The 25,003-nt window shown below is 39.5% G+C and carries 28 protein-coding genes; 14 read left to right on the plus strand and 14 right to left on the minus strand.

The window, feature by feature from the left end; translation table 11 throughout:
• The 4 genes from N824_RS04670 to N824_RS04685 all read left to right on the plus strand — a co-directional run bounded on the left by N824_RS04670 (position 1) and on the right by N824_RS04685 (position 5,203).
• The gene (locus N824_RS04670; RefSeq protein WP_048903965.1) at positions 1-615 is read left to right on the plus strand and encodes an RNA polymerase sigma factor; all 615 of its coding nucleotides are present in this window, start codon (positions 1-3) and stop codon (positions 613-615) included.
• A gap of 80 nt (positions 616-695) precedes the next feature.
• Positions 696-1,721: a FecR family protein gene (locus tag N824_RS04675; RefSeq protein ID WP_048903966.1), complete on the plus strand. Its 1,026-nt coding sequence runs from the start codon at positions 696-698 to the stop codon at positions 1,719-1,721.
• Between the two features lie 10 nt (positions 1,722-1,731).
• On the plus strand, positions 1,732-4,440 hold the full coding sequence (locus tag N824_RS04680) for an outer membrane beta-barrel protein (RefSeq protein WP_235206989.1): 2,709 nt from the start codon (positions 1,732-1,734) through the stop codon (positions 4,438-4,440).
• 289 nt (positions 4,441-4,729) lie between these two features.
• Positions 4,730-5,203, plus strand: coding sequence for a DinB family protein (locus N824_RS04685; RefSeq protein WP_048903968.1), 474 nt, complete (start codon positions 4,730-4,732; stop codon positions 5,201-5,203).
• 98 nt (positions 5,204-5,301) lie between these two features.
• Here N824_RS04685 and N824_RS04690 read toward each other — a convergent pair whose 3' ends face one another.
• A complete protein-coding gene (locus N824_RS04690; RefSeq protein ID WP_048903969.1) occupies positions 5,302-6,342 on the minus strand; it encodes a PAS domain S-box protein in 1,041 nt (346 codons plus the stop codon).
• Positions 6,343-6,803: 461 nt separating this feature from the next.
• Between N824_RS04690 and N824_RS04695 the strand changes: the two genes are divergently transcribed.
• A complete protein-coding gene (locus tag N824_RS04695) occupies positions 6,804-7,166 on the plus strand; it encodes a nuclear transport factor 2 family protein (RefSeq protein WP_048903970.1) in 363 nt (120 codons plus the stop codon).
• Positions 7,167-7,288: 122 nt separating this feature from the next.
• On the opposite strand, the gene N824_RS30045 is transcribed toward N824_RS04695, so the two are convergent.
• Positions 7,289-7,492, minus strand: coding sequence for a hypothetical protein (locus N824_RS30045; protein WP_152541981.1), 204 nt, complete (start codon positions 7,490-7,492; stop codon positions 7,289-7,291).
• Positions 7,493-7,965: 473 nt separating this feature from the next.
• Positions 7,966-8,523: a cysteine hydrolase family protein gene (locus N824_RS04705; protein ID WP_048903971.1), complete on the minus strand. Its 558-nt coding sequence runs from the start codon at positions 8,521-8,523 to the stop codon at positions 7,966-7,968.
• 174 nt (positions 8,524-8,697) lie between these two features.
• Here N824_RS04705 and N824_RS04715 point away from each other — a divergent pair, with 174 nt between their 5' ends.
• Both N824_RS04715 and N824_RS34025 read left to right on the plus strand, forming a co-directional pair.
• The gene (locus tag N824_RS04715) at positions 8,698-10,083 is read left to right on the plus strand and encodes a hypothetical protein (RefSeq protein ID WP_152541982.1); all 1,386 of its coding nucleotides are present in this window, start codon (positions 8,698-8,700) and stop codon (positions 10,081-10,083) included.
• A 164-nt stretch (positions 10,084-10,247) separates the two neighbouring features.
• Positions 10,248-10,394 carry a hypothetical protein gene (locus N824_RS34025; protein ID WP_235206990.1) on the plus strand — a complete coding sequence of 49 codons (147 nt, stop codon included), beginning with the start codon at positions 10,248-10,250 and terminating at the stop codon, positions 10,392-10,394.
• Here N824_RS34025 and N824_RS04720 read toward each other — a convergent pair whose 3' ends face one another.
• The 3 genes from N824_RS04720 to N824_RS04730 all read right to left on the minus strand — a co-directional run bounded on the left by N824_RS04720 (position 10,395) and on the right by N824_RS04730 (position 12,441).
• Positions 10,395-11,066, minus strand: a complete 672-nt coding sequence (locus N824_RS04720) for a hypothetical protein (RefSeq protein ID WP_052334060.1) — start codon at positions 11,064-11,066, stop codon at positions 10,395-10,397. It lies immediately after the preceding gene.
• Positions 11,067-11,089: 23 nt separating this feature from the next.
• Positions 11,090-11,740 carry an NADPH-dependent F420 reductase gene (locus N824_RS04725; protein WP_048903973.1) on the minus strand — a complete coding sequence of 217 codons (651 nt, stop codon included), beginning with the start codon at positions 11,738-11,740 and terminating at the stop codon, positions 11,090-11,092.
• Positions 11,741-11,838: 98 nt separating this feature from the next.
• Positions 11,839-12,441: a Crp/Fnr family transcriptional regulator gene (locus N824_RS04730; protein ID WP_048903974.1), complete on the minus strand. Its 603-nt coding sequence runs from the start codon at positions 12,439-12,441 to the stop codon at positions 11,839-11,841.
• 150 nt (positions 12,442-12,591) lie between these two features.
• On the opposite strand from N824_RS04730, the gene N824_RS04735 reads away from it, so the two are divergent.
• Positions 12,592-13,476 (plus strand): hypothetical protein, encoded by an 885-nt coding sequence (locus N824_RS04735; RefSeq protein WP_048903975.1) that lies wholly within the window; start codon positions 12,592-12,594, stop codon positions 13,474-13,476.
• Between the two features lie 56 nt (positions 13,477-13,532).
• The gene (locus N824_RS04740; RefSeq protein ID WP_048903976.1) at positions 13,533-14,051 is read left to right on the plus strand and encodes a hypothetical protein; all 519 of its coding nucleotides are present in this window, start codon (positions 13,533-13,535) and stop codon (positions 14,049-14,051) included.
• 138 nt (positions 14,052-14,189) lie between these two features.
• Here the strand turns inward: N824_RS04740 and N824_RS04745 are convergent, their stop codons facing one another.
• Together N824_RS04745 and N824_RS04750 are read right to left on the minus strand one after the other, a co-directional pair.
• Positions 14,190-14,642: a DUF417 family protein gene (locus tag N824_RS04745; protein ID WP_048903977.1), complete on the minus strand. Its 453-nt coding sequence runs from the start codon at positions 14,640-14,642 to the stop codon at positions 14,190-14,192.
• 109 nt (positions 14,643-14,751) lie between these two features.
• Positions 14,752-16,056, minus strand: coding sequence for a spondin domain-containing protein (locus N824_RS04750; RefSeq protein WP_048903978.1), 1,305 nt, complete (start codon positions 16,054-16,056; stop codon positions 14,752-14,754).
• 167 nt (positions 16,057-16,223) lie between these two features.
• On the opposite strand from N824_RS04750, the gene N824_RS04755 reads away from it, so the two are divergent.
• Positions 16,224-16,946 (plus strand): peroxiredoxin family protein, encoded by a 723-nt coding sequence (locus N824_RS04755; RefSeq protein ID WP_052334054.1) that lies wholly within the window; start codon positions 16,224-16,226, stop codon positions 16,944-16,946.
• Between the two features lie 96 nt (positions 16,947-17,042).
• On the opposite strand, the gene N824_RS04760 is transcribed toward N824_RS04755, so the two are convergent.
• The 3 genes from N824_RS04760 to N824_RS04770 form a co-directional block, all read right to left on the minus strand.
• Positions 17,043-17,318 carry a hypothetical protein gene (locus tag N824_RS04760; protein WP_048903979.1) on the minus strand — a complete coding sequence of 92 codons (276 nt, stop codon included), beginning with the start codon at positions 17,316-17,318 and terminating at the stop codon, positions 17,043-17,045.
• Positions 17,319-17,327: 9 nt separating this feature from the next.
• Positions 17,328-17,924, minus strand: coding sequence for a sigma-70 family RNA polymerase sigma factor (locus N824_RS04765; protein WP_048903980.1), 597 nt, complete (start codon positions 17,922-17,924; stop codon positions 17,328-17,330).
• 465 nt (positions 17,925-18,389) lie between these two features.
• On the minus strand, positions 18,390-19,487 hold the full coding sequence (locus tag N824_RS04770) for an endo-1,4-beta-xylanase (RefSeq protein ID WP_048903981.1): 1,098 nt from the start codon (positions 19,485-19,487) through the stop codon (positions 18,390-18,392).
• Positions 19,488-19,684: 197 nt separating this feature from the next.
• On the opposite strand from N824_RS04770, the gene N824_RS04775 reads away from it, so the two are divergent.
• Genes N824_RS04775 through N824_RS04785 form a run of 3 tightly spaced genes read left to right on the plus strand, consistent with a single transcriptional unit; the run spans position 19,685 to position 21,055 of the window.
• Positions 19,685-20,005: a helix-turn-helix transcriptional regulator gene (locus N824_RS04775; RefSeq protein WP_048903982.1), complete on the plus strand. Its 321-nt coding sequence runs from the start codon at positions 19,685-19,687 to the stop codon at positions 20,003-20,005.
• Positions 20,002-20,496: an SRPBCC domain-containing protein gene (locus tag N824_RS04780; protein ID WP_048903983.1), complete on the plus strand. Its 495-nt coding sequence runs from the start codon at positions 20,002-20,004 to the stop codon at positions 20,494-20,496. Before N824_RS04775 ends, N824_RS04780 begins: the two co-directional genes overlap by 4 nt.
• Positions 20,497-20,554: 58 nt before the next feature.
• Positions 20,555-21,055 (plus strand): dihydrofolate reductase family protein, encoded by a 501-nt coding sequence (locus N824_RS04785; protein ID WP_161662261.1) that lies wholly within the window; start codon positions 20,555-20,557, stop codon positions 21,053-21,055.
• An 88-nt stretch (positions 21,056-21,143) separates the two neighbouring features.
• Here the strand turns inward: N824_RS04785 and N824_RS04790 are convergent, their stop codons facing one another.
• From N824_RS04790 to N824_RS04800, 3 genes are all read right to left on the minus strand, one after another.
• On the minus strand, positions 21,144-21,845 hold the full coding sequence (locus tag N824_RS04790) for a hypothetical protein (RefSeq protein WP_048903985.1): 702 nt from the start codon (positions 21,843-21,845) through the stop codon (positions 21,144-21,146).
• Positions 21,846-21,848: 3 nt separating this feature from the next.
• Positions 21,849-22,688 (minus strand): winged helix-turn-helix domain-containing protein, encoded by an 840-nt coding sequence (locus N824_RS04795; protein ID WP_084498203.1) that lies wholly within the window; start codon positions 22,686-22,688, stop codon positions 21,849-21,851.
• A gap of 182 nt (positions 22,689-22,870) precedes the next feature.
• Positions 22,871-24,373, minus strand: coding sequence for a TlpA disulfide reductase family protein (locus N824_RS04800; RefSeq protein WP_152541983.1), 1,503 nt, complete (start codon positions 24,371-24,373; stop codon positions 22,871-22,873).
• 156 nt (positions 24,374-24,529) lie between these two features.
• Here N824_RS04800 and N824_RS04805 point away from each other — a divergent pair, with 156 nt between their 5' ends.
• The gene (locus N824_RS04805; RefSeq protein WP_048903987.1) at positions 24,530-24,895 is read left to right on the plus strand and encodes a hypothetical protein; all 366 of its coding nucleotides are present in this window, start codon (positions 24,530-24,532) and stop codon (positions 24,893-24,895) included.
• The last annotated feature ends 108 nt before the right edge of the window (positions 24,896-25,003 follow it).

Here is a 25,003-nt window from a genome sequence, read left to right on the forward strand (position 1 = left end):
TTGCAAACTCCATATCCTAATTTCAGCGAATCAGAAAACCTGCGTTGGAAAGCCTTCAAAACAGGCGATGTAGCCTCTTTTTCCTTTCTTTATCAAGAATACTCCCCTGGATTGTATAACTATGGAGCGAAATTTTCCATGGATAAGGATCTGATAAAAGAGTGTATCCAGGAGCTGTTTGTTCAGATCTGGACGAAAAGGAATTCAATTGGCATTCCAGTGCACGTTAAAAATTACCTCTATAAATCTTTCAGAAACCTCATTCTTAAAAAAGTTGCTCAGTTACAAAAACATCGCAATTTTGATGAAATTGAAAACTATGAATTTAATGTCAGTCTGAATATAGAAGAAGCACTGATTGATGGTGAAAGGCGTAAAGCAATCAGTGAACAGCTCCAATTAACTATTTCCAGCCTTACCGCCCGGCAAAGAGAGGCTATTTTTCTAAAATTCTATGAGCAGCTTTCCTATGAAGAAATTGCAGAAGTCATGGGAATCACCGTTAAAGCAAGTTATAAAATAATGGCCAGATCATTGGATTTTTTGCGTGACAACCTATCTAAAGAAGATTTACTTCTGCTTTATCTGATGTTTAATTTAAGATTATTTAACTGATAATCAGATTGATATAAAATATATTCATTTTGATGGGGTAAAACGTTTCTTTTTCAGCTAATAGGATCAAAACAGTGAAGATGGAGAAACAATTAAGCGATTACCAATCCTATGCCCTGAAAGATCTGATCAATGACAAATCTTTTATGCTGTGGGTTAGTCAACCCACTAAAGAACTGGACCTCAAATGGAGCAGCATCCAGCAAATTTATCCCGGCCTGAGTCCAATTATCCGGGAGGCAACAGAGATTATACTGTCTATGCATTTTGAAACGGCAATACTCGGTAAAAACGAACAACAAGAAATCTGGAATACTATTGCTGCAAGAACTACCCTAAGTGTCAACCCACAAAGATCGATCAGTCTTTGGGCCCGGTATGCTGCAGCAGCTATCTTAGTTGGTGTACTTTTCACAGCTGGTTTATTTTATTCAAGCTTCCAGCAGGTATCTATTCAAACGCCTTACGGACAACTGCAAACGGTGACTTTGCCAGATGGATCACAGGTGACCCTAAATGCAAATTCTCATATCAAATATGATAGGAGCTGGGATGACAGTGAAATCAGGGAAGTATGGATTGAAGGTGAAGCATTCTTGAAAGTAAATCGTCTTCATAAAAATGGGCCAGTTAAAAATCATCAGCGTTTTATCGTACACACCGGTGCATTAAATGTAGAAGTACTCGGTACCTCCTTTAATGTCAATGACAGAAGAGGTCGGACAGAAGTTGCCTTGCTGGATGGCAAAATTAGTCTGCGTCTGCGTAACGAAAAGGATAAAACATTAATTCTTAACCCAGGGGAAATAGTAGAATATACGGGAGGAAAATTAGACAAGAAATCCATTAACGTCGTTGAATATGCTTCATGGAAAGACGGGAAGCTTTATTTCAGGAACGTTCCACTTGTAAAAATATTCAATTACCTTGAAGACACTTACGGCTATAAAGTCAGGGTAGAGGACCCACAGATTTTAACAAGAAAACTTTCAGGAGCAGTAAGTTCCAAAAATGATAAAGTTTTACTCGAGTTAATTGCAGTTACGTTAAACCTCAGTATTACCCGAAATAATGAATCCCGTGAACTCATCATTAAAACTAATTAAGGGCAGCATCATGAGAAAGCATTTAAAAACAGGACTCATTAATTTAGTCTGTATGATCCTTTTCAGTCCCGCTGTCGCTATGGTCAGACAAATAAGCCCCACGGCAACATCACAGCCTCTGGTCAAGGTACTCTCTGCATTAACTGCACAATTCAAAGTAAACTTTTTATACGAAGAAGCTAATGTCAAACCTCAAAAAGTAAATTATGATGCCAGCTTATACAAAGGCAAATCAATCAGTCAGGTATTGAATAGTTTATTAGGCCCGTTAAATCTTTCCTGGTACAAAGTTGATGAGCAGAATTATTCCATATTTCCAAAACCTGCCCGGGCTGTTCGGGATACACAACAGATAGGAGCCTTAAAATTACCGGCGCAGGATTCATCAGCACGGGACCAGGTTCAGGGACGAGTATTGGACGAGCATCAGCTGCCCCTGGTTTATACTAAAGTAACATTATTGACCGCGGTGGATTCTACTTTGGTACAAAATGTTTTAACCGATACCAACGGCAATTTTACTTTCACAGCCATTCAAGCCGGTATTTATAAGATAAGGATTTCGGCAGTTGGAAAATATCCTTACACCACCAAACCATTTACTGTTGGTGGAGCTGTAAGGCCTGCTATGGAACCCATTGCAATGCGGGCTTCTGAGGAAACTCTAAAGGAAGTCAAGATCACTTCATCCAGACCACTGGTAGAGAGCAAAGGGGACAGGCTGATTTATAATGTCGAAAACAGTGCAATGGCTACCGGTAACTCTTTACAGTTGCTCCGATCGGCTCCTTTCGTAAGAGTTGGTGCAGACAACAGTGTAAGTCTGCAAGGGAAAAAAACAATGATTTTAATTGACGGTAAGCCTGTGCCGGATGTATCCCTCGAAAACATACTACAGACAATGCCTGCTGGAAATATCCAGAAAATTGAATTAATCACCCACCCATCAGCTAAATATGATGCTTCCTATGGCGCAGTAATTAACATCATAACCAAAAAGAGTCAAGCCGAAGGTTTTACAGGCAATTTTAGGCTTGACGGTTCTACAGGGAAATATGCGAACGGCAGCACAAATCTTTCAGGGACCTATAAACGCAATCGTTTAACCATGTATGCAAACGGAGGGATCATTAAAGGTGACAATTTTTTCGGCGTGACTTCCACCAGGTTTCAGGATCCGGCTGATCCTTCCTATTTCATGTCAAATAACTGGAAGCGTCTTTCCCATAATAATATGTATTCCTTTCAAGGAAGTATCGATTATCAGTTGAGTGAAAATCAAACCTTTGGGTTGTTTGCAGATGCTAACAACTATAAATTTAAAGGACCATGGGGAACGCGAAATGAATTTGGAAAAGAAAATCTGAGGCCAGATTCTGCTTTAATTACCGATGCTGATTTTAATCAGACAGTCTGGTCTTCTACCTACAACCTTAATTATCATTTACTGTCTGATTCGGGTAAACATGACTTGACGGTTCTGACAACCTTTACCCCCTGGAAGAGGAATATGTTGCAGAAATTTCCATCTGCACTCTATAATGCCTCGGGTGAGCTGATCAAAACTCCGCCCGTATATCAAAACCGGAATCAGGCGGCCATAGACGTTTATATTGCACAGGCAGATTATACACGTCAATTCCAGAACAGCTGGAAACTTGAAACAGGGTTGAAGTATCAACAAACCAATTCCAGAACAAGCGTAAATTATGAAGATGACCGAAGCGGGCAGATGCAACAGGTTCCGGAGTTTTCCAGTCAGAATACACTTCAGGAATCCATTAGCGGAGCCTACGGTATTCTCTCCAAAGGATGGAGAAATATTAAATTACAGGCTGGAGTAAGACTGGAAGATACCAAAGCTGATTTTGCAGGACACTTCCGTCAGCATTATACAAACCTTTTTCCAACATTCTTATATCAGCATACCGTGAATAAAGACATTGAGGTGTCGGCTTCCTATAAAAAGACAATTAGTCGTGCACCTTACTATGAACTGGTGCCCTATTTGGTCGCGATAAATCAGTATACCATTGAGCAAGGTAATCCAGCATTGGTTCCGGCATTTTATAACATATACTCATTAAATGCAAATGTCCATAAACTCAACCTGTCGCTAAGTTATACAAAAAACAAAGGGCTAATTGGACTGTTCCCGGTAAAACAGGATTTTACAACCAAGGTCACTTACTATACAAGACAGAATCTGAAAAGTGCTTCAGATATCTCCCTTTACCTGTTCTATCCTTTACAGATCAATGATTGGTGGGAGACCATCAACAGTGGTACACCAATAGGATACAACAAAGCAGAAGGTCTGGTCCTTGGTCGGCAATATAAACTTTCTGCTTTCCATTCTGATTTTAAAACATCTCATATATTTAAATTTACCAGGAGGCTCAAATTTCAGTTAGATGCCTATTACTGGACTGATTACGTACAGGATCTTTCACATAACAGTGGAAATAAAAATGTTGACGCATCCTTTTTGCTCAACTTATGGGAAGGCAAAGGTCAGCTTAGGCTTGGAGGGAGTGAATTGTTATTTAAACGTAATGATTACCTAATAGCGAGAAATTACGGAACTTTTCGATCTGCCGAGAGAATAAATACTGATAGCAAAAGAGTTTATGTCGGCTTTACCTATAAGTTCGGAAAATCACATGTGCAAAAAAACGATACGAAACTAGGTAATGAAGATGCCCTAAAAAGGCTATAAAACTAAAAGGTCTCATCCCCCTATAGATTGAAAACGGTCAACCTATAGGTGGATGAGACCTTTCGGCCCAAACTGGTTCTTCCCCACTTTCACTGAAGTATGCACTAAGAACGGTATGCTAAAAAAACTGGCTTACTTGGCTTCGTGAAGTGTATCATAAACAGTTGAATCAATATAATCCTTTCGTATATTCTTGAAAATAAGTTAACAATTTCGAACTTTAATGTGAAAAGGTTACTTTAGAAAATATTACGGGTTCTTCCGCTGCTAAGGACTTAAACCAACTTAAATGATTAATGAACGTTTCGAATGTGAAATTTTAAGGGCTAGCAGGACTAGGCTATTACAATTGATCGAAAAAAGTAGTTGCGAAATATTATTTAAAATTCCAGATGGTTTTAACAATAATATAATTTGGCAAATTGGTCATTGCATCACCTCTCAACAGAGGCATATGTATATGCGTAGCGGATTACCAATGTATATATCTAAAGAATTTGAGGAGTCCTTCAAAATTGGATCGTCCCCAGCTTCTTGGAAAGGTATTCCAGATGTTAATGAGGTGAAACATTTATTGATTGATACAGTGAATCGCCTCGAATCAGATCTAGAATCCGGGTTGTTTGTCAGCTATGACCACTTTGAGTTACCCATGGGATTTCAAGTGAAAAATCATGTCGAGGCACTACAAGCCGCTAACTATCACGAAGCGGAGCATAGTGGGAAGATTTTTACTTATTTGAAGCTGCTAGCCAAAGAATGAAGTACATCAATTAAGATCCACATTCAAAAATCAGGCAAATGCCATGCTTAAGCAATTGTATGAACTCATAGGGCAATCGAGCGAGCTCCATTATTCTATTATTCCTCACTTTGTGATTTCGAAGCTGGGATGGCGGGCATTGAGGCAGAAGCTGTATAGACACTCTGCGCCTGTTCAGTTATATTCCGTACTACATTATCCAGGTTCTCAGCCGCTTTTTTCAACATATCTATAACATCGGCATTGCATGAGTTATCATTGTTTTCTTTGACCAATTCTACCAGACCCAATATGCTGGAAAGTGGGGCCCTTACTTCGTGCGACTGCATCCATGATATTTTTTTTAGTTGATCATTTTGCTTTTCAATCATCTGCATATGCATTGATTGCTCAATCTGATTTTTTTTTTNCTCGGTAATGTCAACAAAATAAACGGCCAATCCATCTTTTTTGGGGTATACATGCATCGWKCCCCAAACTCCAAGTGCTGTATAGCATTCCTCAAAATGTACGCTTATTTTTTCTTTTAAAGCCCTTTCGTATTCTTGATAAAACTTTCCCTCTTTGGATCTGGGAAAGAATTCCCATAGGTTTTTTCCCAACAAATCTCCTCTTTTACAGTTTAAGATCCATTCCGCTTCTTTGTTGATATAAGTGACTTCCCAATTTTCGTTCATGGCATAAAATCCATCAGTGATACTTTCAAGGATATCGGCAATCTCCATATTCTTTTCTTTCAGTGCATTTTCTGCCTTGACTTTTTGATCTATGTCAATTGCCATAACTACCCTCGCAGTCCTGTTTTGGAAAATGTTACCATGAGCGTAGATATGAACAAAGAATTGTTCACCGCTTTTGCGGATGTGTTTCCACACTCCATAATCCGAATAAGTAGCCTTTATTTCCCGGATAGCCTTTTTGAAACGTTTAACTTCTTCCGCAGACCTTATTTGCAGAGCTTTCATAGAGAGGAATTCTTCTTTTCGATACCCGTACTGATTTAAGGCTGCAGCGTTGACTGCCAGAAATTCGTATGTATGAAGGTCAAAGATGTACATGGGTGCGGGGTTTTCCTCAAAGATCCGTTTGAAACTGACCGATTCAATGTTGCTTGGGTTTGTAAAGACGGGATTCTTCATGACTTTATACTAAATAGGGTAAATCAATGTAATGAAAAAATATAATAAATTTTAATCCCCGGAATTTCGGGTGCGTTGTAAAAAGAATTAATTGTATTCCTACTTTGAAGATATCTGCCGATCCCGAATATTCAGTGGACAACCTAGTTACGAGGTAGGATTTTGGGAGGGTTAAATAAATAGGCAGTTAAAACCTTACAAATAAAACGGTGGGAAATTTGGTTAGTCAAAATTTTTAAAAAAATCACTCTAAAGGCTATTTAAATGCCAATATTTGGACTAGGTTAGCGCCCTAGTGCGTCTTAAAGTTGAACCATTTTAGACTTTGGATTACGCTACTAGAGATTACACCATTTGAATTAAGTTGCGTGGGTGTTCTGACTAACCCATCAACCTTTCTTTTAGAGGGGTAATCAAAATGGGTAATTTAATATCTTAGCAAAATAAAACTATAAAAACCTATGGAGCGCGAAATCTTAAAGTTAGAAGAACAAATTGTTGCTGCTATCTTAAGCAGCGATGTGGCAGTACTGGATCATGTGCTTCACGACCAGCTGGTATTTGTCAACCACCTGGGGATGACACTTTCCAAAAAGCAAGATCTGGCCCCACACATCACCGGGGATTTAAAAATTACCGGTTTAGTAGCCTCAGACCTTCAGTTGCGCGTGTTTGGAGATACCTGCGTGGTCCTGGTCACTAAGGATATCAGGGGAAGTTATTTGAACCAGCCATTTGATAGCAAGCTGAAATTCACCAGGATCTGGAAGTCATTTGACGGGAACTGGAAAGTCATAGCAGCAAGCAGTGTGCCTGTAGGTTAAAACGGTATGATGTCGTTATCCGGCGAAACATGGCCAAATAGTCGCTTTAGTGTAACCCTGACAGTATCGATTCAAATTATACCGAAAAATAGAATAATTGTGAATCAAGACTTCTTTTAGCTTCATTTTTTCTTTTTTAAGAGATGTTTTTTGACTTTACTTAAAAATTCATGTGAAATTCCCAGATATGCAGCGATTTGATGTTGGGCTATCCGTTGAGCTAATGTGGGGTATTTTTGATTAAATTCCAGATATCTTTGATCAGCATTTTTATACAGCATGCTGATCATTCGTAAATGCATCGCCGCCAGGGATTTTTGGTTCATGATCCGGAATAATTTTTCCACTTTAGGCATTTCAGTATACAATTGCTCTTTATGAAGCCGGTCGATTGTCAGGATCGTTGAATCCTCTAATGCTTGAATATTTAACTTTGCGGGACTGCCAGACACGAAACTCCCAATGTCGAGGACCCAYSMATSTKCRACKKYARAWNNTAAANNAYATSYTYCMRGARSWTWNCSYCTYMAWKKMASAWMYYWRMNCMTYCTWMAAGAAYATRCNNNTCAAWTTYWYWAWSCTGMYSTWNCYAMAASAANAYSMWYWTTTKTTTTGACCCTTTTGACCCTGTAGAATGAATGGAGTTTTGTCAATTCGGCTTCCGACAGATCTATGCACTCGAGAATATTTTTATTAAAAGAAGAGTAGTTATCCATATCACTGCCTTCATAAATTTGTTCGATTGATTTGACCATTATACCAAAAATAGTCTTTTCTCAACATACTACTTTTTACAGTTTCAAATTGATTGGCGCAAAAATTGGTTTGTTGTGGTTACATCAGCATAAAAAAACTGTAGAGCACTTATGAATGACAATTGCACATGCTCTGCGCTTATTTTCTGCCCCTGAAATTCAAGATCCAAAGTTGCACATGCGTCACTAATTAGGGTTACATTAAAAGCATAGTCTTTGGCAGCCCTGACCGATGAATCGACACAAATTTGGGTCATCATACCACAAACTACCAAATCGGTAATCTGTTCTTTTTCTAAATGGTCCAATAAATCGGTTTCATGAAAGCTGTTAGGACTGTGTTTTATAATGATTTTTTCGCTCGGAATAGGTGCTACCTCTTCGTGAATGTTAGCGCCTTCAGTACCAGGTAATAAAAATCCGGCATCAACCTGAGTCGAGATGTGCTGTATATGAATGATATTTTTACCATCCGAACGAAACTTTTCGATCAGTAATTTAGCATTCTTTGCAGCTGTCTCTGGGTTTGTTAAAGGGTAGGCTCCTGCAGGAAAATAATCATTTTGAATGTCAATGATTAATAAAGCTTCTTTCTTTGTCATGTTCAAATAATTTGGTTTTAAATAACTTTTGACAAAAGTAGGGCAGGGAAAATGAAACATATGTTGAACTTGTTCACCAAACAGTAGACATTCGTTTTCTGTAAATAACATGCTGCTATATCCCGTTCCATTTTATCAAGGTCAAAATCAGACACGGATTCATTATATTGCATTATGAAGAAAGAAATCATGCGTATGAATCTCCTTGTTTTAGGCATAAGCTGTTTACTGACCGTGGGTTTCAACGCGTCATCCTCAGCGTCAGTAAATGTCATGTCTGTACACAAAATTGAAGCAGATGACGCAAAATTGATTCGTTCTGGATTGACCACTCATGCAAGCCAGCAAAACAGCAAAGCACTAAAGGTTGAAATTAAGAAAACAGCGACGGGTTATACGTTTATCAGAAACGGACAGCCTTATTTTGTAAAAGGGGCAGGTGGAACATCAGAAACCGAAGCCATAAAAATCGCAGGAGGAAATTCTTTCCGCACCTGGGATACAGGAAGCGGAGCGGCAAATCTGGAAAAGGCAGAAAAACTTGGACTAACCGTTACGATGGGGCTGAATGTAGCACGTGAACGTCATGGTTTTAACTACAATGACGCAGTTGCGGTAAAAAAACAACTGGACCACCTGCGTAAGGAAGTTCAGAAGTATAAGGACCATCCTGCTTTGCTGGCCTGGGGCATCGGGAACGAACTGAACCTGGATTATAAAAATCCGAATGTCTGGAATGCTGTGAATGACATTGCAAAAATGATCCATCAGGAAGATCCAAACCACCCTGCCACTACCATGCTTGCAGGCATCAATCAAATAGAAATAGACCACATCAAAGCTAAATGCCCTGACCTTGATTTCCTTTCTGTTCAGGTATATGGCGGATTGGCCAAAGTCCCTGATCAGCTACGGACCACAGGCTGGAATGGTCCTTACCTGGTCACTGAGTGGGGGCCCACAGGGCATTGGGAATGTCCGAAAACATCATGGGGCGCCCCGGTTGAAGAGACCAGCACAGAAAAAGCTGAAGTCTACAAAACACGATATGAAGCATCCATCCTGAAAGATAAGAGTTGTCTGGGTTCCTATGTATTTCTCTGGGGGCAGAAACAGGAGCGTACACCTACATGGTATGGTCTGTTTACAGAAACGGGAGAAACCTCAGAAGTATTTGACGTCATGCAATATGAATGGAGTGGCAAATGGCCTCAAAACCGGGCACCCAATATCGGTTCATTTACGGTAGATGGCAAAAGTGCACGCAGTTCTATTCATCTCAACCCCGAGGAGAAATATTTAGTGGTGATCTCTGTTTCAGATCCGGACAAAGACAAACTAACGATCAGGTGGGAACTGTTGCCTGAAGCAACGGATCTTAAGCAGGGTGGCGACAGGGAAAGCAGGCCTGCAGCGATCCCCAATATGGTGACGGCAAATTCCCTGACAAATGCACTGCTCAGCGTACCTACAAAGCTTGGCGCTTACCGTTTGTTTGTCTATGTGAGTGACGGTCATAATCATGTGGCTACTGCAAATATTCCTTTTATGGTACAGTAAGCCATGCTTTTGCTGGCAATTAACCCAATTTTGGTGGTAGAGCAAAGTGTCATCGTACATCGGGCTCTTTAAAAGAACCCTAAACAACATGAAGTTAAATCTTATTCACTTAAAAAAACATTTCCCTTTACTTTGTGGCCCTGTTACTGGTGACAGCACTGAAAGTGCAAACTATCAAAAATAACCTTGTTGTTATGGGCGTTGTTGATAGCGTTCACTCGAAAATACTGAACGAAACCCGCAAACTTTTGGTTTATACTCCGGCAGGTGACAAACTAATGGCCGTAAAGGATACGGTGTCTAAAGAATGATTAATCTTTTTTTACAATTTTTAAATCTGTGAAATAGCCCTCTGTACCTATATCTACCCACAGTCCGATACCTCCGCTTTTAGGGATTACATTTTTTGGCGTGTTGATGAAAATTGACGCATGCTCCCTGTTATCCAAATACAACTTAGCCTGATTTTGTGCCACTTCAATACGGAGTGTGATCCATTTATCTAGTTCCATGTCCGAATATGATTCATATTGTTCAGGAGCATCCTTACGCAATCTGTCAAACTTATAGTCCGGATAGGCATAATACTGGATCGAGTGATTTCTTCTGACTTGGTCTTCTGACCGTGCGTTGGTCGGACGCAAATAGATACTTTCATAAGAAGAATTATCATCGTTTATTCTATAGGCGACGCCAATAAAACCACGGGCAAATTCAGGTGCTGTTTTAAGTAACCTGCTTAATACTTTTACCTCAATGGTGCCATTTTTAAATTCGGTCCCTACCAGCTTAGCAAAAGTAGGTTCATCGAATTTTGCTATTGTAGAATCTTTAGTTATTCTTACAGCACCCTTACCAGCTATTTTTACTTTGTGTAATGAAACCAGATTTGCCTTAAGTTTATATTTGCCCAAATTCGCTGTCTGGGCAAATATAAACGGCGCAAATGATAGACTTATCAGTATTAGAATTAGTTTTTTCATCAGCGTTTGTTTCTGGTTAACCACTAAATTTTTGTTTTCGCTTCCGCTAAATTTACGGTTTTTCCAAGGGCACCAAATTCATGCAGGTCACCAAATACTTCTATACGGATAGATTGATCGATACCACCGACACGAACGGCCTGAAAGCCATTATCTCGGATAAGGTCCTCAACCTCACTGTCAACTGATGTATCGTCATTTGCATAAAACAATACCGCTTTTTCTGGAGCTTGATAAGCCGCTTTGATAAGAGATGCTGCGCCCAATGTACCCAAGGCTTTTACGAGTTTTGCTCCATTGGGAAGGGAAGCTGCATTGATCTGTCCAGCAGAATTGTTCGCGTCTATTATTTTCTTGAAACCGCCATTTTCGTCAGGCGCGATTGGATTAGATGGGTCAATGATGATCTTACCTTCTAAGTCATTTTCGTGGTCTTTTATAAAACCGGCCACAGCTTCGAAAGGAATAGAAAGGATAATAATACCCGCGTTTTTCACGGCAGATGCAATATCACTTGCCTTTGCATTTACGCCCCATTGTTCAGCAAGGGTTGCTGCCTTTTCTACATTTCTGTCTGCCGCAATAAAAATCCGGTCAGATTTTGAAAGATTGGTTCCTACTGCCTGTCCAATATTTCCCAGCCCTACAACGGCTACTGTTTGATTTGTTGTCATGATGTATTTCTTTTAAGTGTATAAATCGATACCACAAATCTCCGTTAAAGCAGAGCCTTGTACCAATAAACTACATCAAGAAATACTATTGATCTAGTTTAAGATTTTACGCGCTTATTCTTCAATCGGCTTAAAAATTCCGGTGTAATGCCCAAAAAAGAAGCAATTTGAGTTTGGGGCAGGCGGTTTGACAGATGGGCGTAGGTCTCTATGAAAAACTCGTAACGTTCTTCTGCTGTCGAACTAATCGCCTGCAGCATCCTTTTTTGCAATCCAACATAACTGTTTTCAATAAGTACCCTGAAAATCCGGTCGAACTTTGGAGCTTGGGTATATAATGAGATCAGGTTATCATAGCTAATCTGCAATACCATGGTGTCCTCGAGGGCGTCGATGCTTAATTCAGATGGATTTCTACTGTGGAAACTGCCGATGTCCAGTGTCCACCAGTTTTCTGCCGCAAATTGTATGATGTGGGTGTTGCCCTTATCATCTACTCTATACATCCTCAAACAGCCGCGCACAACAAAGTTCATCTGATTGCATCGATCGCCTTCCTGCAAAATATATTGTTTTTTTCGGTAAAGACGGGGTTTGAAAAAATCCCTCACCAATTGCTTTTCACTATTATCGAGTAGAATTAATTTTTCGAAATATTCAATCAAAGGCGCTGTCGAAACATCGGGTGCATTTACTTTCATGTGTACAAGTATGTAGTTTAAAATTAGTTATTAATTGTCGGAAACGATAAAGCGGGTCATGAAAGGAAAGAGACAGCACCTGTTGCAATTCTCTTTTGTGCATTACTAAAATTCTTAACTTTAACGTATCTACATTACTGAAAAATACAAATGAAAAACATTGTTACTATAATTGTTTTAGTGTTAACTTTTGGGCTGACCAAAGCACAATCTAATCGGGAAGATATAGAAATCAGCTGGCCAAAAACAGAGGGGTGGGAACTTGACGAGAAATTATCCGTCCAAACTGATTATTCTCGTCGTCATTATAAGTGGGATGTTAAGGACGATAAGAACGAGAGCTGGAAAAAAGTGGTGATGATATTAAATGATGACATCACCGAAAGTACTAAGCCTTTGGATAGCACTGATGTCTCCCAGGACTTATTAAAGGACAAAGGCATTCGTTTTAAACTCCTGGCGGAAAATAGAAATGGCCCTCATCCCTTTAGACTAATCAGTCTGGAAAACCGAACGCTTAAATCTGAGCAAACACCCGTTTCTACGCTTATTTACATTTTAGATGGCAAGAGCTGCAGGCATATGGTCCTTGTTTCTATGAAAACACCAGAGTTCTCCGCAGGATTTTTGAAACAATGGTCTGATATTTTGTTAAGCAGCCGGATCATTCCCTCAAAAGATGGAAATTTTGAACTTACCAATGATGCGTTTTTTGATGTCAAAGAAGTGAATGGGGTTACTGAATTTTATATTACTGCCAATTTTAAATCAAATCAGGTGCAGCATTTGCTTAAAGGTCAATCGGTTAAAGTTGTTGTTGATGATTTTCCTGAACTTAGTCTTTCCGGTAAAATAACTGGGATCAGTAATTTAAAAAATGAATCTCCTTTAAGTTCTCCGAGTAACCAAAGCGGGAATTATGTGAAAATGGTTGAAAGATTTCCAGTGACCATTAAAGTCGAAATACCACTGGCAGAAAAGAATAAGTTTAAAAGTCGCATGAGTTGTATTGTCAGGGTGTCCACAGCTCCATAAAATGAATAAGGTACGTCTATGATAATTGTTTAGTATGTTAATGATTTAAGGAATAAATGGAAGATCATCAAATTGATAAGTTGCAAATACAGTTACAGCAAAATATTCCTTTGCAGGAAGAGGAAATAATGGAAATGGATAGGGGCCATAAAGTAATGATAAAAATGATTGCAGTTATTATTGTTGTTAGTATGGTTTTTATGGGCTTAATTGCTGTTTTTACTGTAAAAAAGGAAACTTTGGAGGGGCTGGGCTATGAAGATTATTTCGCTTTTTTTTGTGTGGGCATATCTTTTTTTTGTTTTTGTTATTTGATTGCCTGGCTTTGCATTCAGTATAGCCGGTATAATTGGAGGAAGGATAAATTAAATGGGAAAAATAGACTAACGAGTATGGTGGTTGACCGGGATAAAACTGAACATGCGGAGTACCTGACTTTTTTGGGGCCGGCTGATAATGAGAAAATCAGGATTGAGGTTGACCTGCAAGATTATGATCGTTACAAAATTGGCTCAAAAGTTATTGTTACTTATCTGAAATTCAGCAGGAAGGCCATTGAAATCACTGATTTCTAAATTGGGCCATTTGTTTTCCTCAGCTTGAAAGGTATACTGCATATTTGCTTCTATGGGTCAATAGGTAGCTGCAACAGAAGGTTTAGGAAACAATCTATTTTCAATAACTTATGATTGAGGAGTGTATGCTATCCCTGTCTACAAGATGCTTGGTTTTAGTGATCGTCGACCAGCGATTTTTGCTTTTCCTATAACCTGTAAGGCAACAGCTAAAAAAGCGAGGTCCTTGATTACAAAAAAGTCGGTGATCGGTACACCGTCACTTAGCTTCCAGATCCCAGGGGTTGTCATTAAAAAACTTAAGGTAGTGAGGAAAATGATTGCAGTTAGATAACCTGCCACCAATCCAATTCGGCTGTTCCAAAAAGATACAATCAGCAGGATGCCTGTGATGATCTCATAGATCCCGATTAGATTTGAAACTCCTTGGTCTGAGTTGAACCGGTATAACCAGTTCATCAGAAAACTGTTTGAGACATAGGCTTTAATAGCCATCGCTTCGCTGGGCGTGAATTTTAAGACGCCGATCCAGAATAATACAATTATTGTGGTGATAACGCCAAGGTTGTAGCCGGTGTTTTTAAAGTCCATTTTTCTATAGTTTAGGTCAATATTTAATGTTTTGTAGCAGACTAATGATAAGCTTCGCTGTGCGCTGGAAGCTTATCATGAATTGAAATGGCCAGCGGCGAATTTGCTTTTATTTCAGCGTAACGCTGATGATCTGGGATATTGCCGGTAAAGTTGTAAATGGGTTTGGATTTAGGACCTCACCAATTGGATTGCTTTCCGAAAGTGGCGTTCCCGAAAGATTGAACTGAGTGAGCCCCGCACCTGGAAACTGGTCAATTGCAGTTCCATTATTGTACAAGCCAATGTTAGCTGAAGCATCTCCTTTTTTCATTGGATCTATCCCGTTTGAACCAGTTGCAAAAAACCAGTCATTGGAAAATCCATACATCGTTGCCACAGCTATCCGGTCTCCCTTGGTTACGATCAGTTCCTGTGAAACCTGTCCGCCCGGCTGTCCGCTTATTTTTGGAAGCAACACAGTAGTGGTTGGTGCCGGAAGAACGTAGACTGCTTTAATGCCGTTTTTTGTCTTCAAAGAAGCCGCAAGTACAGTTGCATTTCCCTGTTGAGCCAATTCTTTGAGGCCTTGGTTACGGTCTTTCTCGCCAATTTTATACAATGGATCTTCAATGCCATTATAAACGACTACCAGGATAGGAGAAAGTGGCGTAAATATGCCGGTGATGCTGCTTACATAGGTCTTAAGAGGCATATTGTTTCCTGCTTCTGCAATGGCGGTCAGACCGTTGGCACTTGGTTCTCCTTTACCAAATAAGGGGGAGGGATTGAGTAAATTTCCACCAGCAATGTAGGATACAGCCCATACACCGGGACTTAGCGGTGTTTCATTCTTAGTCCCACCGGATGTGTTTTGCAGGGTTAAGGTAAACTGCGAGTTGCCATTGTATTTCAGGTTTGCCTTGATCAGTTTCGCTGCCGAAAGATAGGTGTTGCCCTGGGCATCGCTTCCATTCACTTCGCTGATATTTTTGTTCTCCACACTTCCAGGATGACTGACACCTGATCCCGGGTTTTGATTGATACGCGTACCATTGTCCCATAGTTTTATTTGGGTAGATACATCTCCTTCAATTGGTTTTCCCTCCTGGTTATACACCAGTATCCCTGGGTTTTCCGGTGCAAAAAATAAATCATTTGAGGCCCCGTACATCGTTGCAAAGGTCACGGCTTCTCCTTTGGCAGCGTAGAATGTGATCGTTGCGGATTGTCCGGGTAAAATAAGCGCAGGAGTTCCGGTGCCCTGAAAAGTGCCAGATTCAACCAAAGGTTTTGAGTTTAAAACATTTTCAATGGTGATTGTTGTCTTTTCGCTTTCACCCATTGTTGCACCAGACTGGTCTTTTTTACATGCAGGTAGTGCCAGTGGCATTAAGGCAATAGCAAACCAAATCATGTTTTTTGAGTTTTTCATATTGAGTTTTTCTACTTTGTCGGATAAAAAGTTTGTTCCTTACAAATTTTTTGAATTTATTGTAAAATGCGTGTTTTTCCAGCCTTGGATAGGTTATTAAATCATTCTTAACATTTTTTGTAAGGCTTGGCCAGTCACTTCGACTAAGGTTAAAAACTAATAATCACATGAAAAGGAATCTTAACAAAAACAGCTGTTTAACGAGTAACAGATGGAAGAAATCTCTGTTCGTATTTGCCGTACTGTGTGTGGGGGGCTCAGGTGTGAAAACTCTGGCCGCAGGTAGGATTGGTGCCTCACAGGATCTGATGCTGATGAATGATACCACAAAAATGGTAACAGGAGTACCTTTGAAACCAGAGGATATCAGCCCCTTACTGGTCGGGGAAAACATTCCAGTACTGAAGCTATTAAAATCTTCGGGGGAAAGTTTTGATTTAAATAAATCGGTTGCCGGAAAACCAACCATACTTGTGTTTTACCGTGGAGGCTGGTGTCCGTACTGCTCTAAACAATTATCAGGACTACAGGAGGTTGATCAGGACTTAACTAAGATGGGCTATCAAATCATCGCTATCAGCACGGACAGTCCTGAAAATCTTACCAAAACAATGGTTAAACAGAAGTTGTCTTATACGCTTTTATCGGACGCCGAGCTCAATGCTGCCAGGAAATTCGGGATCGCTTTCAAAGGGCCCAGGAGCTATGATTCATTTCTAAGGGAAAGTTCAGGAGGCAAAAATGTAAACAAACTGCTCCCTGTACCCTCTGTATTCATTCTGAATAATAAAGGTACTATCCTGTTTGAATACATTAACCCCGATATCACAGAGAGGTTAAGCGCTTCACTACTTAAAGCTGCAGCTGCTGCGCTGCGTAAACAGATATAGGTGAATAGATTTGAGCGCCGATATCTTTCTAATTTCTTTACCTGCTCTATAGTAGTAGGTAGCAGGTAAAGAAAATTAGAAGTCATGCTGATACGACTAGTTTTTGTCCAAGTTTTGATTAATGCGCTGTTGAAGGTTTCTTTTGAACTCGTCGTCCAGCCTCACGTCGGCTCGCTCAGTCGACTGAAAAAGGTTGCGTACCAGGTGATTGATCACGATACTTTGCCGCTGAAAGGTTTTGCAAATGGAGCAGCCTGCCAGGTGGATTTTAAGTTCTAGTTTTTCCCTTAATGTGATCCGCCCAATCTGCTGTTTCTCGATTAGATAGGTTGCCTTCCGGCAGTTGTATTGTATTTTTCTTAATTCGTTCATGACCGTATGTTAAATCCAGTTCTTTTGGAGACAGGAGCGTAGGCTCACTTTAGTGCGATGTATTATTACCCAGAAATTTGATGCCGATACTTTCAACTCACTGCAAATGGTCTCGGTCGCTTCATCATCCATATGCTTCATGGTAAATACGGAAAGCCACAATGAGGGTAGCTTCTTCATGCATAGCTGCAATATTCTTTGGAATTCTTTGTTTTCCAACGCATCGGACTGTTCAATGCCGAATTCCTTTGGTCTGTGCTGGTTATTCCAGTGACCGTCATCGGCGTCGAAAAAATCCTGATCTCCTTCCGGGGTGCCTTGTTCCGTCGATTTTGCAAAACCAGAAGCATTTTTACGGTAGAGGTCAATCACTTTGAACTTTAAAATAGCAGTCAGCCATGTGCGCTCGGAGCTCCGGCCCTCAAATTTGTCTGCTTTTTCAAGTGCAGCAAGAAAGGTTTCCTGAACCATATCTCGAGCCTGTTCTTCATCATTTATACGTGCTAGGGCATAGGAATACAAATAGTCGGCATGCTTACTTACCCATGATTGTGGATGGAGGGTACGGTTTTCAAGACTGGGTGCTTCATTCTGGGCGATTTGCATATATGAAATTACTTAAATATTTTTATAGACTGTACAGTGCTTAGTCGGAAGCAGTAAGGTATCCTTACAAGATATTTTTACTTTTTTATAAAGTTGTTCACTGGTTCGCCGTAGCAAACTAAAAAGCGGATTTTTGATATGCATTCAAACTTGAATAACTGTAACGGTCCTTCTAACTGTTTGTTTAGTATGCAAGATCAGCCCAATTTAATTAAAGTAAGAAAATGGCCTGGCAGACTGTTCCGACTAATCAAGCTTTCTATTGCCAGACGTTTTGGCTGATTTTTCAACGCCACTTAATCCTGCCGAAAAACTAAAATTGTCTGCCTGGCTCAAACGCCGGCTGGGGGTGGATGCGCTTAGTCTATTGCTTCTTTAATCCCAACAGCTTTAGTGCAGCTTAGGTCAGGAAGATTTAGAATGATTTGGCGGAAATCAGCGTTGTGAGGTAGCTAACGATTTTGATTAAAAATTGACAACGTTCCAATAAGCTTTTTTGGGTTCAAGTTGAGTATCGAACAAAAGCGGGTAATTTTTACGACCGCGTACCGGGAAATTGTCCAGCCAGCTGTACCTATCGGATAGGTTCCAAAATGTCACTCCGCTGATGTATTTTTTATGGTTCCTGAAAACCTTAAAAATCATCGCGTATTGTTCAGCTTGTTGCTGCTCGCGTTCCGCAGTTAGTATAGAAACCGGAGTGATAACCGCCTTATCCTGTTGATGCCCGTTCGAGTAAATGGAAACATCCAGTTCGGTAACCTGGATTTTCAGTCCAAGCGATGCAAACAGTTTAATGGTACTTTCCAGTCGCTCCTGTGAGGGGTCATTGAACGACCAATGCGCTTGTAGGCCTATAGCGTGGACTGGGATCCCGGTATCTCGCATTTTTTTTAGTAGTTTATAGATGCGCTGCCTCTTATCTGGGTTTTCGGTATTGTAATCATTGTAAAACAAAATGGCTTTTGGGTCTGCTTCATGTGCATATTGAAAGGCTTTATAAATAAAATCTTCCCCACAGATCTGATACCAGAGCGAATTGCGCAGTAGCTGGTCATGTTCATCTGATACCGCTTCATTGACTACATCCCAGGCATATACCCGATCTCTATATCTTCCCACAACTGCATAAATATGATCTTTTAGTCTTTGAAGCAATACTTCCTTGCTCACTTGGTTTCCAAGGTTATCGTAGAACATCCATCTGGGTGTCTGGTTATACCAACATAAGGTATGGCCACGGACTTTTAGATTATGTTGTTGTGCAAATGCCACAATTGCATCGGCATCTTTCCAGAAAAATAAATTTTCTTTCGGATGGATGGGGCCCATTTTCATTGCATTCTCTGCTGTCAGGCTATTGAAATGTTTTAAAATGAAATTCTTTTGGGCTGAATCTGAAAGTTGTTTAGCAGTAACAGCCACGCCTATTGGAAAGTAATCGCGATAATAATCCTTTAAACCCATCTGATTCTTAGAAGCTTGTCCATAAACGTAAATTGGGAATAACGAAGCTGCTAAGATTAAAAGTTTATGGGCAATAGCTTTATAGACTAAATTCATAATTAATCAATGTTGGTACAAGATAACAAATAAGACAATCGATTGCTTAATATTTTTTATTTCGCTTATTAGATAAGATTGTAATGAAAAATGAAAATAAATTTGCGAAACTGATTGGTTGCGTATATATTTGCAACTGAACGGTTGCTTATTTAAGTGGCTAAGCATAAGAGGAATTAAATTAAATCGTTGAAACAATGAGGAGAGATGTTTTCCAGGCAATAGCCGACCCTACAAGACGGGCAATCATTACACTCATAGCCTTACAGGCTATGACACCAAATGCCATAGCTGAACATTTCAACACCACACGACAGGCGGTTTCTAAACATTTACGAATACTCACCGAATGTGAATTGGTAAAACAGAAACAAAAGGGGAGGGAAATTTATTATCAGCTTGAAATTAACAAAATGAAAGAAATTGACCAATGGTTAGAACAATTCAAAAAGATTTGGGAGCAGAGATTTAATCAGTTAGATAACCTATTACTTACAATCAAAAAACAGGAAAAATGAAAAGCAATCTATTATTCGACTTCACAGTCGACAAGTCTACAAATACAGTATTTGTAAGCAGAGAATTTGCGGCAGATCAATCTTTGGTTTGGGATGCATTCACAAAACAGGAAGTCCTTGACCAATGGTSRRYWYCWAAGCCTTGGCTATCCAGAACTAAATACATGGATTTTAAAGAGGGTGGACGCAGGTTTTACGCGATGTGCGGACCTGAAGGACAGGAGCACTGGGCCATTCAGGAGTTCAAGGCCATAAACCCTGAGACAGACTTTGAATTTTTTGATGCTTTTGCCGATAAGGACGAAAACATCAATCCGGAAATGCCGAGTTCGACATGGCGATTGGAATTTAAAGAAACAGAAGGGGTAACATCGGTAAACATTACTATCAGGCATAAAACCCTTTCTGATCTGGAAAATATTATCGAAATGGGCTTTAAAGAAGGATTTACAATGACATTAGATCACTTGGCGAAGTTACTGTCCAAATAAAAAACTAAAATCAATCACAACCAAACATTTTAAAGTTATGCGTAAACTAAAAATCCAAATGAACATTTTACTTGACAATAAATGGGATAGTGGGATGTCTGACTTTAGTATTGATAACCTCAATAATGTTGACTGTATCCTGCACGGACGAAAAACCGGGGAAGGCTTTATTCCATATTGGACCGAAGTGGCCAACAATTCAAATGACGGAGAACAAAAGCTTGGAAAATGCTTCTCGGAAATCCCGAATGTCATTTTCTCCAATACGCTCATAGAAAGCAAATGGAAGAATACAACGATTATCGGTGGTGATATTGCAGAAGCAATAAGTGCTTTAAAAAATAAAGTGGGAAAAGACATCATTGTCTATGGCGGTGACTCATTTGTGTCATCGTTGATACAACATGATTTGATTGATGAATACTATGTGCTGGTAAACCCTGCTGCATTGGGTAATGGGCAACAAACTTTCAACCCCATAAAAAATGATTCGGCATTGAAGCTTGTGACCTCTAAACCATTTGCCTGCGGGACAGTTTTGTTGTACTACACCAAATAAACATAACTTTGCTCAAAAGAAGTCACTGTATCTGTCTTCGACATCCTCGCGGACCATTCCTTTTATTTTCTGAGCATATAGTAGCGAATTAACGATTCAGCTTGGGTGGAGCAATCATCCGCTGAATTTTCATAGTTGGGGGAACTTTGAAAAAATCGACCGGGACATTGATCTGCTTGATTTCCTTTGCTTCTATACCTTCAAATAGGGTGTTGGCCGCATTTTTTTTATATAAACCCAAAAATCCGCTGGGCACCTGATCCATGAATGTGTAAGGGTGCCAGGGACTTTTGGGTACATTATCCGATAGATATACCTCATATACGGCATCAACAAGTTTTTTTTGAGGATGAAAAAGAAGTTTATTACATGCCATTCCCATGAACTCAAAATTTCCTTCAGCTTTTAGCATTTTATAGTCATTAGCCCATAAGATGATTGGAAAATCATCATTCGAAAGTTCGTAAACTTCTGGCATTTGTTGTGCGGCTGAAAGACCTTCTCTGGCAAGGTTGCCATAGATGCTATAGCGGCGAGGGGCGGTTAAGTCTCCAATTTCCCAGTGATCTGCTGCGTATTGAAGTCGGTAGGCTGAATCTGTGTAATATAGTGTTGCCTTTCCATATGTTACTATGTTGGCAAATTTTGCATCTTGCTTAATGAGTGTATCGGATGATTTATACAGGTATTGGTATTCGATTTTCCACACCGACAGGGAATCCTGAGCGTTTAAGGATGTACTTCCTGAGATTAGCCACAAAACAAGAATAATCAGGTACTTTCTATTCATGGTTTAAGAACTAATTTCAAGCCTGTATCCTTTACCGCGGATAACAACAATTTTGATATTCGGATCAATTTCCAATTTTTTCCTAAGTTTTGATATGAACATATCCAGGCTGCGACCTACAATAACACCTTCATCTTCCCATATCTCTTTCTGCAGCCGGCTTCGCTCTATAGTCTGGTTAGGAGACGAGGCGAAAACGTGCAGTACCCGGGTTTCCGTTCCGGTGAGGTCCATTGTCTCTCCATTTATCATGAGCTTACGATTCTTGGCATCGAACAAAATTGACCCCATATTGAATGTACCAGTATGCTGATTGTTAGATAAGGCCTTCCGCGGCTTAACAGATCTCAAAAAGATAAACCCAACAATCGCTAAAAATGACAGACCACCCAAAAAATATTCATTCTTTAATGTATTTATTCCTGTCGGTTTAAATTTAATGTTAATCATGTAACATGCTTTAGGTTGCCTTCTTCCTATACAGGCTACAATATCGTCTTTCTTATTTTTTGATATCGCGTATCCATAGGCTACACTGGCATCGCTGCAGTTCATTACGTTAACAACATAATCACGTGCCAGCGGGTCTCTGGCCAACAAACGCTGAATCGTATTCACCAGGGAGTCGGGTTGAAAAGTAAGATCATTCTCAAACTTGATCTGGTATTCATTTTCCGCGATCTTTTTCACGGGAAGAACCCTTGATGTACTGTCGCCCGACTGTAAGAGTATTTCATGTCCGATCCTGCGAAGCAAAACTTCCCGCCTTGCAATATCAAAGTCATCATTACCCTTCCTATTGAAAGCCGCGCAGATTACAAAGATAGAAGAGAGTAATAACAATMYGMTNCRGSKACYWSCGWKWYCYRSASWSKWKMYYTWSACKANCNGMYMTWMCGNTCWWNAKTTTATTTGCAAAGTTTACATTTTTATTTACAATTTAAGCTCTTCAGCCTGAAATATATCAAAGTAATTTCGATGAATCAATCAGATTTGATATAAAGAGGGTCAATATCCACTCACCTTTACAACAGGTCGTTAATCATCTCTTTCACTTTTTCATTTCCAGGGAAGGCAGTAACTTTATTGATGAGGGCACCTTCTTTGTTATATAACAGATATGATGGAATATATTCGAACTCAAAATGGTTCATGATATACTCCCACTGGGCACCCGTCAGATAATAATGTTCACTGCCTATTCCTTTAATTTTTTCTTCCCAAAGCTTTCGGGGTGAGGACCCGTTTGTGAGGTAAACAAATGCAATGTCCTTGCCATGAAACTTAGCCTTTGTGCTCCTGAATTCCGTCATCGCATCCAGGCAGGGTCCACACCATGTGGCCCAAAGGTCGATAAAAACAACTTTGCCCTTGTGTTTAGCGACAATGGTTTCTATGACTTTATCGTCTGAGACAGAGGAGATGTCATTTATAACGACGGGTGATTTGAATTTGTCTAATTCAGCTACTTGTTGGTTTTTTCGAAATAAGATTTTTGCAATTTCTCCATTTTTCCAATAGGCAGCAATGTACTGTTTTTGCTTTTCGCTCAGCGGTCTTACTTCTTCAGTTAGTTGTCTGCCATAGGCATTAGCCGCTAAAATATCGTAATATTGGCCATCCTCGAATCCGACTAAATCGGATAAGATCGTTTTCACTTTGGCTAACCAAGATGGAATATCGTTTTCTCCGATCTCAGGGAGCCCTATTGTTTCATTTTGAAGGATTTTTTTTTGAGCTTCAATGAATGAATAACAATTCAGATATTGTGGATCATTGAGATTGAAATCTTTCAAAAAACGATAATACGACCTATCAATCTTTTGGATAGCAGGTTCATTGATCTGATCCTGAGTAACGTTTCGATAATTAAGCTTCATGTATTTTTCGTAATCAAAGACGAATCCAACATACGTGAATAAACGAAAATCTTTAGAGAGTATTCCTTTTAATTCTTTTGATATTAATGCATCACTATTTAGAACCTCTAATCTTTCCGTTACACTGGTTTTAGCATGATTCAGAAAAACATCGGGACTTTTATTATACAAAGGTTCCGTTTTTCTGCCCGATCTGTAATCAATCATTTTATTTATGACCTCCAAGCTTCGGGTCATATCATTTTGAGTCAGACCAGCAGGTGTAACGTCAATATTTTTGAAATCAAAATCCGAATTGTAAGCAATATCAATGTTGGTAACACCACCGCTTGTCAATTTAACAAGTAGGGATTTATATGGTTTTAAACTTGTGTATAGGCCCATCATAGAAATATCTGTTTCAACATCAACATCAATAGAGAATTTCCCTGATCGATCAACAAATGCATTGTATTTAACATACTCTCCCGAAATTGGATGTTGAACACCAATAGTTACAAAAATGCTATCCTTGTTTGTGTCATTCGGACTTGATATCCTTCCTGTTATTTTTGCTGTACTAGATTTTATAGTAGGTATATCTATCGTATCAACAGACTGCTTACATGATAACAAGAACAAAAGGCTGAATAAGCAAAGATTTTTCATGAGCGTGCGTTATACCGTTAAGATAGTTTTTAGGATTATGAAAAACAAGCAATTTTTGAGGTTATTTCGTATGTCTAATCACAACAACTTCAGAATTCCTTCTAAATTCAATGTTAGTTTTATGCCGATTAAACGATAAATTAACAGCTACAGGAAATGTATTCAAAAATCGGTAATCTCATCTGGAAGGAAATGAAAACACAGGGGTATACTCAGGTACAGCTGATGGAGAAACTTGATGTACCCGGTCTTCAGCTTAGCCAGGCATTTAAAAGCGAAAAGATTGATGCATATCTCCTGATGCAGATCTCTAAGGTGCTTAAAAAAAATTTTTTTCAGTACCTGGATGCCGAAGAGCTGGATGCCGTTTTGAATGTGGAGACGATCAAACAACTGAAAGGCAAGATTGTTGATTTAACTGAACTCAATCAACAGCAGGAAGTAATCCTGCATAACCTGAACATACAAATCAAGCGCTTTCAAAAATTTCTTCAGCAATTGGAGAAAAAAAAACTAAGTTGAGTATTTGACCTGATGGGACCATTTGAGTTCCTATAACTCGTCCGTTTCCTGTTCACTTTAAGACACACTGTCCACAATGAGACAGTTGAATTTTAGAGTTTAATTGTA

It is taken from the genome of Pedobacter sp. V48 (assembly GCF_000523515.1).
GTDB lineage: Bacteria > Bacteroidota > Bacteroidia > Sphingobacteriales > Sphingobacteriaceae > Pedobacter.

What these genes read in the sequence shown, in the direction of transcription:
- N824_RS04760 (WP_048903979.1), bottom strand. Translation starts at nt 17,318, where the DNA reads ATGAACGAATTAAGAAAAATACAATACAACTGCCGGAAGGCAACCTAT.
- N824_RS04725 (WP_048903973.1), bottom strand. Translation starts at nt 11,740, where the DNA reads ATGACAACAAATCAAACAGTAGCCGTTGTAGGGCTGGGAAATATTGGA.
- N824_RS04735 (WP_048903975.1), top strand. Translation starts at nt 12,592, where the DNA reads ATGAAAAACATTGTTACTATAATTGTTTTAGTGTTAACTTTTGGGCTG.
- N824_RS04685 (WP_048903968.1), top strand. Translation starts at nt 4,730, where the DNA reads ATGATTAATGAACGTTTCGAATGTGAAATTTTAAGGGCTAGCAGGACT.
- N824_RS04750 (WP_048903978.1), bottom strand. Translation starts at nt 16,056, where the DNA reads ATGAAAAACTCAAAAAACATGATTTGGTTTGCTATTGCCTTAATGCCA.
- N824_RS04675 (WP_048903966.1), top strand. Translation starts at nt 696, where the DNA reads ATGGAGAAACAATTAAGCGATTACCAATCCTATGCCCTGAAAGATCTG.
- N824_RS04790 (WP_048903985.1), bottom strand. Translation starts at nt 21,845, where the DNA reads ATGAATAGAAAGTACCTGATTATTCTTGTTTTGTGGCTAATCTCAGGA.
- N824_RS04770 (WP_048903981.1), bottom strand. Translation starts at nt 19,487, where the DNA reads ATGAATTTAGTCTATAAAGCTATTGCCCATAAACTTTTAATCTTAGCA.
- N824_RS04695 (WP_048903970.1), top strand. Translation starts at nt 6,804, where the DNA reads ATGGAGCGCGAAATCTTAAAGTTAGAAGAACAAATTGTTGCTGCTATC.
- N824_RS04730 (WP_048903974.1), bottom strand. Translation starts at nt 12,441, where the DNA reads ATGAAAGTAAATGCACCCGATGTTTCGACAGCGCCTTTGATTGAATAT.
- N824_RS04740 (WP_048903976.1), top strand. Translation starts at nt 13,533, where the DNA reads ATGGAAGATCATCAAATTGATAAGTTGCAAATACAGTTACAGCAAAAT.
- N824_RS04765 (WP_048903980.1), bottom strand. Translation starts at nt 17,924, where the DNA reads ATGCAAATCGCCCAGAATGAAGCACCCAGTCTTGAAAACCGTACCCTC.
- N824_RS04785 (WP_161662261.1), top strand. Translation starts at nt 20,555, where the DNA reads ATGAACATTTTACTTGACAATAAATGGGATAGTGGGATGTCTGACTTT.
- N824_RS04680 (WP_235206989.1), top strand. Translation starts at nt 1,732, where the DNA reads ATGAGAAAGCATTTAAAAACAGGACTCATTAATTTAGTCTGTATGATC.
- N824_RS04755 (WP_052334054.1), top strand. Translation starts at nt 16,224, where the DNA reads ATGAAAAGGAATCTTAACAAAAACAGCTGTTTAACGAGTAACAGATGG.
- N824_RS04705 (WP_048903971.1), bottom strand. Translation starts at nt 8,523, where the DNA reads ATGACAAAGAAAGAAGCTTTATTAATCATTGACATTCAAAATGATTAT.
- N824_RS04745 (WP_048903977.1), bottom strand. Translation starts at nt 14,642, where the DNA reads ATGGACTTTAAAAACACCGGCTACAACCTTGGCGTTATCACCACAATA.
- N824_RS04800 (WP_152541983.1), bottom strand. Translation starts at nt 24,373, where the DNA reads ATGAAAAATCTTTGCTTATTCAGCCTTTTGTTCTTGTTATCATGTAAG.
- N824_RS04775 (WP_048903982.1), top strand. Translation starts at nt 19,685, where the DNA reads ATGAGGAGAGATGTTTTCCAGGCAATAGCCGACCCTACAAGACGGGCA.
- N824_RS04805 (WP_048903987.1), top strand. Translation starts at nt 24,530, where the DNA reads ATGTATTCAAAAATCGGTAATCTCATCTGGAAGGAAATGAAAACACAG.
- N824_RS04720 (WP_052334060.1), bottom strand. Translation starts at nt 11,066, where the DNA reads ATGAAAAAACTAATTCTAATACTGATAAGTCTATCATTTGCGCCGTTT.
- N824_RS04715 (WP_152541982.1), top strand. Translation starts at nt 8,698, where the DNA reads ATGAAGAAAGAAATCATGCGTATGAATCTCCTTGTTTTAGGCATAAGC.
- N824_RS30045 (WP_152541981.1), bottom strand. Translation starts at nt 7,492, where the DNA reads ATGAACCAAAAATCCCTGGCGGCGATGCATTTACGAATGATCAGCATG.